This is a genomic window from Pseudomonas sp. SWRI179 (genome assembly GCF_014268705.1).
Taxonomy (GTDB): domain Bacteria; phylum Pseudomonadota; class Gammaproteobacteria; order Pseudomonadales; family Pseudomonadaceae; genus Aquipseudomonas; species Aquipseudomonas zanjanensis.
Genome location: NZ_JABWRA010000011.1, coordinates 98,771 through 111,844, shown reverse-complemented (window position 1 = coordinate 111,844; position 13,074 = coordinate 98,771). Strand labels below are relative to the sequence as shown.

Annotated in this window: 12 protein-coding genes; 4 read left to right on the top strand and 8 right to left on the bottom strand. The window is 62.2% G+C overall.

The genetic code is table 11. The features are described from left to right. Nucleotides 1–146 precede the first annotated feature (146 nt). The 3 genes from HU767_RS08880 to HU767_RS08870 form a co-directional block, all read right to left on the bottom strand. Nucleotides 147–1,400: an OprD family porin gene (locus tag HU767_RS08880; protein ID WP_186729309.1), complete on the bottom strand. Its 1,254-nt coding sequence runs from the start codon at nt 1,398–1,400 to the stop codon at nt 147–149. Nucleotides 1,401–1,494: 94 nt separating this feature from the next. Further along, the gene (locus HU767_RS08875; RefSeq protein ID WP_186705833.1) at nt 1,495–2,799 is read right to left on the bottom strand and encodes a citrate:proton symporter; all 1,305 of its coding nucleotides are present in this window, start codon (nt 2,797–2,799) and stop codon (nt 1,495–1,497) included. Between the two features lie 55 nt (nt 2,800–2,854). Then, a complete protein-coding gene (locus HU767_RS08870; protein WP_186729308.1) occupies nt 2,855–3,937 on the bottom strand; it encodes a 4-oxalomesaconate tautomerase in 1,083 nt (360 codons plus the stop codon). Between the two features lie 168 nt (nt 3,938–4,105). Here HU767_RS08870 and HU767_RS08865 point away from each other — a divergent pair, with 168 nt between their 5' ends. Further along, nucleotides 4,106–4,996, top strand: coding sequence for a LysR family transcriptional regulator (locus HU767_RS08865; protein WP_003200706.1), 891 nt, complete (start codon nt 4,106–4,108; stop codon nt 4,994–4,996). On the opposite strand, the gene HU767_RS08860 is transcribed toward HU767_RS08865, so the two are convergent. Beyond that, nucleotides 4,921–6,162: an MFS transporter gene (locus HU767_RS08860; RefSeq protein WP_186729307.1), complete on the bottom strand. Its 1,242-nt coding sequence runs from the start codon at nt 6,160–6,162 to the stop codon at nt 4,921–4,923. The genes HU767_RS08865 and HU767_RS08860 overlap by 76 nt on opposite strands. Before the next feature lie 267 nt (nt 6,163–6,429). Between HU767_RS08860 and HU767_RS08855 the strand changes: the two genes are divergently transcribed. After that, on the top strand, nt 6,430–6,888 hold the full coding sequence (locus HU767_RS08855) for a helix-turn-helix domain-containing protein (protein WP_186729306.1): 459 nt from the start codon (nt 6,430–6,432) through the stop codon (nt 6,886–6,888). Nucleotides 6,889–6,894: 6 nt separating this feature from the next. Here the strand turns inward: HU767_RS08855 and HU767_RS08850 are convergent, their stop codons facing one another. Further along, nucleotides 6,895–7,770: a LysR family transcriptional regulator gene (locus HU767_RS08850; protein WP_186729330.1), complete on the bottom strand. Its 876-nt coding sequence runs from the start codon at nt 7,768–7,770 to the stop codon at nt 6,895–6,897. A 141-nt stretch (nt 7,771–7,911) separates the two neighbouring features. Between HU767_RS08850 and HU767_RS08845 the strand changes: the two genes are divergently transcribed. Further along, the gene (locus HU767_RS08845) at nt 7,912–8,781 is read left to right on the top strand and encodes an NmrA family NAD(P)-binding protein (protein WP_186729305.1); all 870 of its coding nucleotides are present in this window, start codon (nt 7,912–7,914) and stop codon (nt 8,779–8,781) included. Between the two features lie 152 nt (nt 8,782–8,933). On the opposite strand, the gene HU767_RS08840 is transcribed toward HU767_RS08845, so the two are convergent. After that, nucleotides 8,934–9,548 carry a LysE family translocator gene (locus HU767_RS08840; RefSeq protein ID WP_186729304.1) on the bottom strand — a complete coding sequence of 205 codons (615 nt, stop codon included), beginning with the start codon at nt 9,546–9,548 and terminating at the stop codon, nt 8,934–8,936. A 78-nt stretch (nt 9,549–9,626) separates the two neighbouring features. Beyond that, nucleotides 9,627–9,881 carry a YceK/YidQ family lipoprotein gene (locus HU767_RS08835; RefSeq protein WP_225917585.1) on the bottom strand — a complete coding sequence of 85 codons (255 nt, stop codon included), beginning with the start codon at nt 9,879–9,881 and terminating at the stop codon, nt 9,627–9,629. 151 nt (nt 9,882–10,032) lie between these two features. On the opposite strand from HU767_RS08835, the gene HU767_RS08830 reads away from it, so the two are divergent. Further along, entirely contained in the window at nt 10,033–10,674 is a 642-nt protein-coding gene (locus HU767_RS08830) for a LysE family translocator (RefSeq protein ID WP_186729303.1), read from the top strand. A 330-nt stretch (nt 10,675–11,004) separates the two neighbouring features. Here the strand turns inward: HU767_RS08830 and HU767_RS08825 are convergent, their stop codons facing one another. After that, nucleotides 11,005–13,059 carry a pyridoxamine 5'-phosphate oxidase family protein gene (locus HU767_RS08825; protein WP_186729302.1) on the bottom strand — a complete coding sequence of 685 codons (2,055 nt, stop codon included), beginning with the start codon at nt 13,057–13,059 and terminating at the stop codon, nt 11,005–11,007. Between the last annotated feature and the right edge of the window lie 15 nt (nt 13,060–13,074).

Sequence of the window (13,074 nt, the reverse complement as noted above, 5' to 3'; positions counted from 1 at the left end):
GGCTGCGATCTTTCCAAAGCACTTGAATCTCAAGCGAAAGATCAAAAGATCAAAAGATCGCAGGCTTCGCCAGCTCCTACAGAGCCGAGCGGGAGCAAGCTCCCTCGCCACAGGTCCGTCATTGTTTCTTAAGTGAACTGCACGCCCTACCAAAGCGCGATGTCGTAGGTGAAGTAGATCCGGTTGCTGTCACGCCCCCGGGAAAAGTCCGAGCGATAGACGTAGTTTCGCACCTTCACCCCCAGCCCCTTGAACGTGCCCTGCTGCACCACGTACGCGATCTCCGCGTCACGTTCCCACTCTTTGACCGTGGTGTTGGACTTGCCGTCGTTACCGCTCAGGTAGCGGGTGGAGAATGTCAGGCCCGGCACACCGAGGCGCGCGAAGTCGTAGCCGTAACCGAGCATCCAGGTCTTCTCGTCTTCCTCGATGAACTTGCCGATCCCGACGTTACTGAAGGAATACACCGTGGCGCCACTGATGTAAGGCAGGCCCGCCTCACCGCTGAGGGTCTGGTAACCGGCACTCAACGTATGGCCGACAACGGCGTAGGACAGCGACCCGCTGAGCATGTCGTTGTCGATCTTGCCGCCGTAGGCCGAACCCGAATCGACGCTGTTGAAATAGCGCAGGTCGCTGGTCAGTACCCCGGCACCCAAGGGCAGATCATGCTGGATACCAGCAAAATTCTGTCGATAGAAATTCTCCAGCTCGCCATAGAAGTAGCTCAGGCGGATATTTTTACCCAGCTTGTAGTCGGCGCCGGCATAGCTGAAGTCACCGGACTCATCGCCGCCGTAGCCGTCGGGCACGATGGGCATGCTGTCGCTCGAATCCCGCAGTTTGAAACGCTCCAGATGCCCGCCGGTGAGGGTGAGGTTATCGATGTCACTGCTGCTGATCTGTGTGCCTTGGTAGGTCTGGGGCAACAGCCGCGCATCGTTGTAGATCAGCACTGGGGTCTTGGGCAGCAAGGTGCCGTGCTTGAGCGTGGTCTTCGCGAACCGGGCCTTGGCGGTCATGCCCGCGCTGGCGAACTCGTCGGCGGCGCGACCGTCGTCATGCACCGGTAGCAGGCCGGTGCCGCTGCGGCCGCGCCCGGAGTCGAGCTTGACCCCGAGCAGGCCCAGGGCATCGACGCCGAAACCGATCGTGCCCGGCGTAAAGCCTGACTGGTAATCCAGCAGGAAACCCTGGGCCCATTCGGTGCGCTCACTCTTGGCCGTCCTCGCCGCCCGTGCGCTCATGCCGTGCTCATCGCGGAAATTTTCGTTGAAATAGACGTTGCGCAATTGCAGCTTGAGCTTGCTGTCGTCGATGAAACCTTCGGCGCTGGCCGAGGCCAGGGGCAACAGGCCAAGGAGTGGAAACAAAGCCCCGCGGGTAAGCAAAGTGGTCATGTCGAGCTACTCGTTGTTGTTATTGGGCGTGCAGGCCGGCGCACACCCCCTTGCGGGGCGTGTCAGGCAGGCAGCTAAAAGTGCGGCGGATGAATCAGGAAAACAGCGTCAGCGCCCCGGTCAGCAGGGCCAATGCAGTAATGACCAGGGAGGTGAGCACCGCCCATTTGATGGTGGCTTTCTGAAAGTCGCCCAGGTCGCGGTCGACCATGCCCACCAGCAACAGGGTCGAGGCCACCAGCGGACTCATCAGGTGCACCGGCTGGCCAAGAATGGACGCCCGGGCAATTTCCACCGGATCGATCCCGTAGGCCGCCGCGGCGTTGGCCAGGATCGGCACGACACCGAAGTAGTAGGCATCGTTGGACAACACGAACGTCAGCGGCATGCTGGTAATCGCCACCACCAACGGGAACAGATGGCCCCAGGACGGCGGAATCCAGTCCACCAGGGTTTGTGCCAACGCATCGACCATCTTCGTCCCGGAGAAAATCCCGGCGAAAATGCCCGCGGCAAACACCAGCAGGACCACGGTCATGGCGTTGCCCGAATGGGCGAGAATGCGTTCCTTCTGAATATCCAGCTGCGGATAGTTGATCATCAGCGCCAGGACAAAACCGATCAGGAACAGGATCGCCGAGTGCATGAGCCCCATCACCAGCGCGACCATCACCGCGACCACCAACAGCAGGTTGACGTAGGCCAGTTTCGGACGTTTGTGTGGCGTGTCTTCCATGATCGCGTTGATGTAGCAATTACCACCGCCGCTTTGCAGCTGGACATTGCCGATGCGCTTGCGCTCGGCACGGCCCAACAGGAACGCCGTGAACACCACCCATGCGGCCCCACCGATCATGGTCGGCAGCAACGGCACGAAGTACTCACCGGCATCCAGGCCCAGGGCTGCGATGGCACGGGTCGCCGGGCCGCCCCAAGGGGTCATGCCGCTCATGATGCTCAAGGAGAGCATGGAAACGGTCGCCAGGATCATCGGGTTCATGCCGATGCGCTTATACAGCGGCAGCATCGCGGCACAGGTGATCATGTACGTCGTCGTGCCGTCACCGTCCAGCGCCACCAACAGCGACAGCAGCGCAGTGCCCACGGCGATTTTCATCGGGTCGCCATTGACCCGCTTGAGGATCTTGCGGATCAGCGGGTCGAACAGACCGGCGTCGATCATCAGGCCGAAAAACAGGATCGCGAACAACAGCAGTGCCGCTGACGGCGCGACCATCTTCAGGCCATCCAGCATCATCTTGCCGGTGGTCCCGCCAAAGCCGCCAAGCACGGCAAAGACGATCGGCACCACCGTCAGGGCGACGATGGGCGACAGCCGTTTGGTCATTATCAGGAAGGTGAAGACCACCACCATGGCCAAGCCAAGTAAAGCGAGCATATGTCAGATCTCTTGTTGTTATTGAGTCGCTGATGCAATGACGAGGTCTGCCTGGCTAGCCGGCCAGGCGCCGGGAAACCGTGGCGTATACAAAACCTGAAAAAAGGCGGCGGGCGGTGCGTACTACCGAGGCTCGAATGGTCTCACCCGTTTCGCCGGTGTAGGACAACACGACATCGATACCGCCGCTAGGGTGCTCGATGCGAACCTGCTCCAAACGAGGCTCGCTGCCGCCACCGATCAGGTTGGCCGCGACACTGCCGTGGGTCACGCAAGCCGTCGCCAGGCCGATGGAGCCGGTGATTGCCAAGGCGCGGTGACAGCTGTGGGGCATGAAGTAGCGCACCTGGAGGGTCCCGCCAGACTTGGCCGGCGACACCAGGACTGGCTTGGGGATCACCATGTCGCTGACGTCACCCAGGCCCATCGCCCGGCCGGCTTTGAGCCGCAAGGATTCCAGGCGCTGCATGAAGGCCTTGTCGGCGTCCAGTTCAGCGGGGCCTTCGTCACCGCGCTTGCCCAGTTGGCTGGCCTCGACGATCAGCATCGGCATCGCCATGTCGATGCAGGTCACCGCAATGCCGTCGATCATGTCCAGGGGTTGCCCGGTCGGGAAGAGCTTCCCCGTCTTGCTGCCCGCGGCATCGAGGAAGGTCAGTTGCACCGGGGCGGCCGTGCCGGGCACGCCATCGATGGCGGTGTCGCCTTCGTAGCTGACCTTGCCTTTCGGGGTTTGCACGTCGGAATTCACGAAAGTCCCGGTATTGAGATTGCGAATGCGCACCCGGGTCAGCTCGCCGGTAGCCTTGACCAGCCCCTGCTCGATGGCGAACGGGCCGACGGCGCAGAGCATGTTGCCGCAGTTGGGCGCGGTGTCGACCCGACGCTGGGAAACCATGACTTGAACGAACAGATAATCGACGTCGGCTTCCGGGTGCAGCGATGGGCTGACGATCGCCACCTTGCTGGTCTGTGGGCTGCCGCCGCCGATGCCGTCGATTTCCAGTTCGTGGCCGGAGCCCATCAGGTTGATCAGCAGCTCGTCACGTTCGGCGATGGCGACCGGCAGATCCCAGGCGAGAAACACCGGGCCTTTTGACGTACCGCCGCGCATCAGCACACAAGGAATTCGCTTCATGAACATTAACTCTTGTTGATCAATCTGGATAATTGATGTTCTGGACACAAGAGTGGCAGGGTTTAAAAAGTGTTTCCAATGCAAATATCGTCGCCATTATTGCGTTTCACAAAAGAATCATTCTAGGATTCGCCCAGGGCCCACCGCCCTTCCCCAGCGAGAGAAAACATGGAATATGAACTGCAGGACATACGATCTTTCGTGAAAATCGCTGAACTGGGCAGTTTCCACGAGGCCGCCGATGCATTGCACCTGTCCCAACCCGCCTTGAGCCGGCGGATGAAAAAACTCGAGGAAGGCTTGGGGACCGCTTTGCTCGATCGCACCACCCGCAAGGTCAGCCTGACGAGCGTCGGTCGTGACTTCCTGCCCAAGGCGCGACGCCTGCTGGATGATTTCGACGACTCGATCCTCAATATCCGCGAGCTGGCGGAGCGACAGATCGGCCGGGTGACCTTGGCCTGCATCCCCACGGCGGCGTTCTATTTCCTGCCTTCGGTGATCCGCCTCTACAACGAGCGCTACCCGAAAATCCGCATCCGCCTGCTCGACCTCAGCGCCAATGAAGGGCTCGAAGCGGTGTTGCGCGGCGAAGCCGATTTCGGCATCAACATGATGAGCGGCCAGCACCCGGACATCGAGTTCGTGCCCCTGGTCAACGAACCCTTTGTGCTGGCCTGCCGGCGCGACCATGAGTTGGCTGAACGCAGCGCGGTCACCTGGTCGGAACTCAGCGATTACCGGTTGATCGGCGTTGGCCGCCTGAGCGGCAACCGCATGCTGCTGGACCACGCGCTGTCGGGCCTGAGCTGGCGCCCCCAGTGGTTTTACGAAGTACAGCACTTGTCCACGTCATTGGGACTGGTGGAGGCTGGCCTGGGCGTGTCGGCGATGCCCAGCCTGGCGATGCCGGCCGGGGACCATCCAACGCTGGTCAGCGTGCCGCTGATCGAGCCAGTGGTAAACCGCTCGCTGGGCCTGGTCTACCGCCGGGGCGCATCGCTCTCCCCGGCCGCGGAGAAATTCGTCTCGATCCTGCTTGAACAGTGGCCGCAATGAAGCGAGAGCCGCCACACCACCAGCGCGGCGAGGCTGATCGAGGCGCCCAGCAGGCTGACCGCCATCCAGCCCCACAGCGCATAGACCTGGGTCGCGGCAATCGCGCCCAGTGCACTGCCCACCGAGTAGAAAAACATGTAGGCGCCGACCATGCGGCTTTGGGCGTCAGGCCGTGCAGCGAAAATCAGGCTCTGGTTGGTGACGTGCACGGCTTGCACCGCGAAGTCGAGCAACACTACACCGCAGACCAGCGCAATCAGGGAGGTCTCGGTCAACGCGATGGGCAGCCAGGAAAGCGCCAGAAGCCCCAGGGACCAGCCGGTCACCCGTTGTCCAAAACCTTGGTCAGCCCAACGTCCGGCGCTTCTCGCCGCCAGGGCTCCTGCGACGCCAGCCAGGCCAAACAGGCCGATGGTGGTGTGGGAAAGCGCCAGCGGCGCGGCGCTCAACGGCAGCACCATGGCCGTCCATAACACCGAAAAAGCGGCAAAGACCAGCAAGGCCAGCAGCCCCCTGGTCCGTAGCATCGGCTCGGTCACGAACAGCATGAACAGCGAACGGATGAGCGCCAGATAGGGCTCCCGGTTGCGGGGCGACACGGCGGCAGGCACCACGGCCCAGAACACCGCTGCGATGATCAGCATCAAGCCCGAGGAAACGAAATAAACCCCGCGCCAGCCCGCCAGATCGGCGATCACTCCAGAGATGAACCGCGCCAGGAGAATCCCCAGGACGACGCTACTGGTGACGGTTCCCACGGCCTGTCCCCGTTGGGAGGGCGAGGACAGCGCGGCGGCATAGGCCACCAGCACCTGGACGACCACCGCCAGCAGCCCCATCACAATCAGGGCGCCCAGCAACGCCAACCAATGCTGGGCTGCGCCGACGGCCGCCAGCACAATCGCAGACAACACCAATTGGGCGAACACCAACCGTTTACGGTCGACCTTGTCCCCCAGCGGGACGATGAACAGCAACCCCAGCGCGTAACCCACCTGGGTGGCCGTCACCACGACCCCGATCAACCCTGAAGCGACGCCCAGACTCTCGGCCATCGACGCGAGCAAGGGCTGGGCAAAGTAGACGTTGGCGACGGCCAGTGCGCAGGTCACGGAGAACAGTAACGTGAGCGACGGCGAAAGGCCTGGGCACTGCTGCGTACTCAAGGAACCCGTGGCGAGGGAGCTTGCTCCCGCTGGGCTGCGAAGCGGCCCCTCTTGTGAGCGCTTCGCACTCAAGCGGGAGCAAGCTCCCTCGCCACGCTGGTTGTCCGAAGACTGCGAGGTGAAACCATCGGCCTCTGCTGTCATGCATGTCTCCTTGGCGCTAAACTAGTTTCAATTAAAAACCCGATTGAATTGTTGCCCGATCAGGTTTTTATTTGCAACCACAAATGCCGGCCAACTTGGCATTGCTTTCCAAAGGGTCAAAAAATGGAAACCGCTTCAACGCAAAACAACGAATGCCCGGTCGCCAGGACACTCGGCGTGATTGGCGATCGTTGGTCGCTGATGATCATCCGCGACGCCTTCGACGACATCCGCCGCTTCAGTGAATTCCAGAAAAGCCTGGGCGTGGCCAAGAACATCCTGGCATCGAGGCTCAAAGCCTTGGTCGAGGTCGGCGTGTTCGACGTTCGCCCCGCCTCGGATGGAAGCGCCTACAAGGAATACGTCCTGACAGAGAAAGGACGGGAGATCTTTCCGGTGGTGGTGAGCCTGCGGCAATGGGGTGAACGCTTCCTGTTCGAGCCGGGAGAAACGCGCTCCGTGCTGCTGGACAACGCCTCCGGCCAGGCCCTCATGCCGATGGAGGTTCGTTCCTCAAGTGGCCAGAAACTCGGCCCGACCGACTGTCACAGGGTGAGGCTCATGGCCAACAACCCAACGTGAGCGCTTTTATCCCTGCAACACCAGCGACAGGTCCGGGTACCTGGCACACATGAAATCGACAAAGGCCCGCACCTTCGGCGCAGCCAGCCGCCGGGACGTGTGCAGGACCCAGAGTTCGGCTTCCTTGCCCGTTACCGTGCCCCACTGGACCAACTCGCCACTGGCCAACGGGTTCCAGGCGATCGACTGTGGGAGAAGAGCCGCCCCACCACCGGCGATGGCCGCGTCGCGGATCATCAGGAACGAAGAGAAACGCAGCCTGGGGATCGGCTCCAGGACCAGGTGACCGCCATCGAGTGTCCAATGGGCAGGCTCGAAACTCGACACCACAATGCCGGGAACCGAACGGAGAGCGCCGGGCGCAGGCTTGGGTACTTCAGGCGCAGCCACGACGACCAGCCGGTCCTTGGCGAAGCAGCGGCCGACCAGATCGCTGTCCGGGCTCGGGTTGATCCGGATCGCCACGTCAAATTGTTCCTCGACGAGATCAACCACACGGTCCTCGGCAATGGCCTCGATCGTGACGTCAGGATAGGCCGCGCAAAACTCGGCGCCGATGCGTCCCATCGCGAGCTGCGAGAACAGGACCGGGGCAGCGACACGCAAGCGTCCGCGCGGCGTCGAGACGCCCTCCTTCGCCGCCGCCATGGCTTCCGCCACCTCGGCCAATGGCCCCTCGGCCCGGGCCAGCAGCAGCGCGCCGGCCTCGGTGAGCTTCAGGCCGCGGGCGCTGCGCTCGATCAGCCGGACCCCCAATTGTTCCTCAAGGTCGGCGATACGACGCGACAAGGTGGCCTTGGATATGCCGCTGGCACGGCTGGCCTTGCCCAACCCTTCGTTGGTGGCCACGAGGGTGAAATCGGTCAACGCGTTCAGGTTCATGGTGTTCCACTTATGCAACGGAGTGTCTACATCCTGGCGTCTTCGTTTTACTCCTGCAACACAATATCGTTTGTCCATCGCCACGGACCGACAAGGCCGTTGCGGACTCTGACTCACCTACCCTTTTGCAGGAGATTCAAAATGAGCATTCTCGTTACCGGCGCCACGGGCACCCTCGGATCACTCATCGTTCAACGCCTCGCCGGCGCAGGCGCCGAGGTCAAAGCCCTCGTGCGCCAGCCCGGCAAAGGCACGTTCCCGGCGGGCGTCGCTGAAGTCGTTGCCGACCTCACCGACGTCCCTTCGTTGCGCAATGCACTGGCGTCGGCACGGACGCTGTTCCTGCTCAACGCCGTGACCCCCGACGAGGTGACGCAAGCCCTCATCACCTTGAACCTCGCTCGCGAAGCCGGCATCGAGCGCATCGTCTACCTGTCGGTGATCCATGCCGACAAGTTCACCTATGTGCCGCACTTCACCGGCAAGCACACGGTCGAGCGCATGATCGAAAGCCTCGACATCCCGGCGACCATCCTGCGGCCGGCTTACTTCATGCAGAACGAATCGATGGTCCAGCAGACGATCCGGGACTATTCGGTGTACCCGATGCCGATCGGCTCGGTGGGCGTGTCGATGATCGATGCCCGCGACATCGCCGACATCGCCGTCGCCGAGCTGCTACGCCGCGACAGGGCGCCTTCGGCCCTGGATCGGATCACCCTGGACCTGGTCGGCCCGCAAGTACTGACCGGTGCCGCCGTGGCGAAGATCTGGAGTGCCGCCCTGGGTCGCGAAGTCGCCTATGGCGGTGACGATGTGGCCGCCTTCGAAGCGCAATTGGCCGCGTACGGTCCCGCGTGGTTGGCTTATGACATGCGCCTGATGATGGCTGGCATCCAGACGTTTGGCATGCAAGCCGCTGAAGGAACCGTGGAACGGTTACAGGCGATCCTCGGACGCCCGTTGCGGACCTACGAAGACTTCGTTCGCGAGGCCGTCGCCGGGGTTTGAACAGCGCAGGGCACTACTTCCCGATCGCCACCCGCGAGTCGAACAGCCGTTGCGCGACTGGAGGCAGTGCCCGACCACGCCGCGATATCAACCCCAGGGTTCTGGGTTGTCGCTGCTGACAGGCGCGATCACCCTGTTCACTTGAGAGCAGACTAAGCCAACTGGCGAATCCCTAGAGACAGAATCAAACCACCGCACAGTCGATCAATTGCTTTTCTCCTCCCTTGATAGGCGCACGCAATCCTGGGCTGGGAAAGAGCAAGGGCGACCATTCCATACCAGGCCATTGAAACCACCACGACCACGGCCAGCATCGACAAAAACGTGCCTGGCGACACGTGGGCGGGCGCTGCGGCTGAGAAAACAGCGGCATAAAACGCCATGGACTTGGGGTTGCCGATGTTGGTCACCACACCCTGGATAAAGGACTGGCGGCAACTACCGGCGACGGCATCGTTTAGCAGGCCAGGCGCATGCTTGCCCGCATTGATCAGCAGGCGCAGCCCGAACCACATCAGGTAGGCTGCCCCCAGGACCTTTATCAACAGCGCAGCCCAGGGGAGTGCAGCGAATACAACCCCGAGGCCCGCAATCGCGCAGGTAGACCAGAACAGGTTGACCAGTACGATTCCCCCGACCAGGGCCAGCGCTTCAGACCGTGTAGCAGCCACCGCCTTATGGACTACCGCGACAAAATTCGGCCCAGGAATCACCACACCGGCCAGGTAGACCAAAAAAACTGTCAAGACAGCGGAACCGTCGATCATGTGCGTCCTCGCGAACTCTGTAGGCGGTGGTCGTCATCCAAAATGCCGTATGGCTGCCCTGTGCACGGGACAATGCGCCTACTCCTCGGCAGGCCTCATATGAAAAATCGTATAGGGCAGGATCAACGTATCGGCGACGATACTGAAAGGCAGGTCAATGATTGCAAACGGCGCCAGCGCGCGTGAGTAAACGTCGTTGTCGTTCGTCGCGCCCTTGATGATCTCGATATCGGTGGCCGCACCGCAGTATGGCTGGCGGCCGCAGAGTTGCCCCATGCCAAAGGTTTCGTTGGCCGTCGCACAGCCTGCCAGCAGCGCCATGATCAAAGTCATTATTACGATCCGCATGACGCTCGCTCTCCCTGAAAGGCTGGACTGTAGCACCGATGGCGGATGACCTATAGGGCATGTTGGAAGACTGGAGCGGCGACGCCAGGTTCTCCTGTAGGATGCTCACCCTGTCAATCAGTCGCGAATGTGAACAATGGAACTGCACTCGATTCTCGCCTTTACCCTGGTCGCGGCCATCGCCATCGCCAGCCCTGGACCTGCCACCTTGATGGCGATCAATAACAGCCTGGCCTACGGCCCGCGCTACGCGGTGTGGTCATCGGTGGGCAACGCCAGCGGGCTGTTCTGCCTGTCGGCCGCCGCCATGCTGGGCCTCGGCGCGTTGCTCGCCAGCTCCGAATGGCTGTTCAATGCAGTGAAAGTCCTGGGGGCCGGTTATCTGTTCTACCTGGGTGCCAAGCAGTTGTTCAAGAAGAGCCCGATACTCGCGCCGGATATGCAAGTGGATGGCACGACCCGCAAGCCATCGCGTTCAAAACTGTACAAGTCGGCGTTCCTGACGGCCATCACCAACCCAAAGGCGACGATGTTCTTCACCGCCCTGTTCCCGCAATTCATCGACCAGAGCGCCGCGCTGCTGCCGCAGTTCCTGATTCTGACATCGATATTCGCCGGCTTGTCGCTGGTGTCCTTGAGCCTGTATGCAGCCATTGCCGCCCAGGCCAAAGGCGTGTTGAGACGGCCCGAATTTTCCGTGTGGATCAGCCGGCTCGTCGGCTCGACCTTCATCGGCTTCGGCGCGGCCATCCTGGCGATGCGTCGGCCAGCCGCTTAGGAGGGGAGCTTGCTGCGTGAATCCAGGTGACTGAACCACCGCCTTCGCGAGCAGGCTCGCTCCCACATGGATTTTCGGCAGCCACAAAAATGCCCATACGCCGCATAACCCTGTGGGAGCGGGCTTGCTCGCGATGAGGCCATCCCATCTAACATCACCGCAAAGTGACACGCCGCCTTCGCGAGCAGGCTCACTCCCACAGGGATTTGGGGCCGGGCACAAGATTTGTGTGCACTGAGTATCCAATGTGGGAGCGAGCCTGCTCGCGATGAGGCCGGCCCATCCAACATCACCGCAAACTGACACACCGCCTTCGTTGCGCCGAGGGATCTAAACCTCAAGCACCAACGGCTCGCTCCCTTGGGCCGGCACGGCGCAGCAGATCAGCACTTCACCTTCGCCCACCGGTTCGGCCGGCTGGCTCAGGTAATGCACCTGGCCACGGCTCAAGCGGGTTTTGCAGGTGCCGCAGGAACCGCCGCGGCAACTGAATTCCGGGGTCAGGCCGCGCGCTTCGGCCAACTCCAGCAGCGTTCCACTGCCAGGTTCCCAACGAGCTTCCTTACCGGAACTGGCGAACAAGACCTTCACCGCCTCGCTCGCGGCCGGTACTTGCTGGGGCGCCGGGACACTGACTTCGATATCCCGCACAAGGGTGGAGGGCCCGAAGGTTTCCGCATGGATGCGGTCGTCAGGAATGCGCAATTTACGCAGCCCGTCATACAGCGCCTGGGTAAAGCTGCCCGGCCCGCACAGATAGAAATCGTAGTCATTGAGCGGCAGCAGCCGCTTGAGCAGTTCCACATCGATCCGGCCTGCCAGATCGTAGCCTTCACCTGCCCCCGCCTCGGTGGGCGGTTGGCTGACCATGCGCAGCACCTGCAGCTTGTCGCCGGCACGGGCGGCCAGCTCGTCGATCTCTTCACGGAACGCCAGGTCGGCCACCGAGCGGGCGCTTTGCACCAGCCAGACCGGGCGCATGCGGCTGATACGCTGCCCCTGGTAAACCACCTCGCGCAACATCGACAACAGCGGCGTGATGCCCACCCCCGCAGCCAGCAACACCAACGGACGGCGCTCGGTGGGCTGGACCGTGAAGTGGCCCTGGGGCGCCCGCGCTTCGATCTCATGCAGCGCCCGCACCTGTTCATGCAGATGGGACGACACCGATCCATCGCGCTTGACGCTGATGCGCAGGAAATCATCCGACGGTGCGCTGGAGACGCTATAGGTCCGGATCGACGGGGTTTTGTGCCCCTCCAACAAAATCCGCACGGGCACATGTTGCCCGGCTTCAAACCGGGGCAAACCCAAGCCATCGCTCGCCTGTAGATAGAACGAGCGAATGTCGGGGCTCTCGTCCACCACCCGCTCAACTTGCAACGAACGCCAACGGCTGCGCAGCGCCTCGGCCTGCAAGCGCTCGGCGGCCTGCTCCCAACTGCCGGTCATCAATGAATTGGGCGAGTCGCCCTCGTCCTGGTCCTTCCAACGCAGCGCGATGGCGGCCGGGCGATGGACGATGCGCTGCGGCGTGAAGCGCAGCAGCCGCTCGGCGCCCTGGAAGGCACTGATCTCGGGATCGTCCAGCAGCACTTGCGCCGAACCGCTCATTTGCAGCAGATCGCCGCTCTGGAAATCGACGAACACCAGCCCGGCCCGTGGGTTGAGCAGGATATTGCCCAGGGTGTTGAAGAACAGATTGCCGGAAAAGTCCGGGATGGTCAGCGATCCGTCTTCGTCCATGCGTACGAAGCCCGGCTTGCCGCCGCGATGAGAGGCATCGACCTGCCGCTCGCCGTCACGCACCACATAGGTGGCGATATAAAACGAATCGGCCGCCGTCACCAGGCGCCGCACCAACGGGTCCGAGACGGTCAATTGACGCGGCGCAACAGCCTGCGCATCGACAAATTGGTACTGACGCAGATTGATGTAGCGAGGGCAGTTGCCGTAGGCCTGGCTCACGGCAATCTCCAGCCCTGGGGCAAGCTGACGGCGCACGACGCCGTTCATGCGATTACGTCGCCGGGTGTGCAATTCGATCCCCAGCATGCCGATGGCATCGCCCTCGCCCATGCCTTCCTGAGCCGGGTCGTTCGGCTCGGGCTCGAGGTTGATGTGCAGGGTCTGCGGATCGGGCGAGTTCATGAAGCCCGGTTGTCCTGCGCGCAGGGTCGCCCAGACATCGCCTTGGCGATCCACCGCACCCAGCACCACGAAAGGCAACTGGGCGTAGAACGCCCGGTGCTGGTCCGGCATCCACGTGCGGGCCAGTTGCCGTTGGCCGACACTGGCCATCATGTCGACGGCCCCGACGGCGCGCTGCAGGGTCAGCTCGCCTTCGTGCCAGGGCGAGGTTTGGGCTTTCACGACTTCGTCCATCAGCGACTCCTCGCA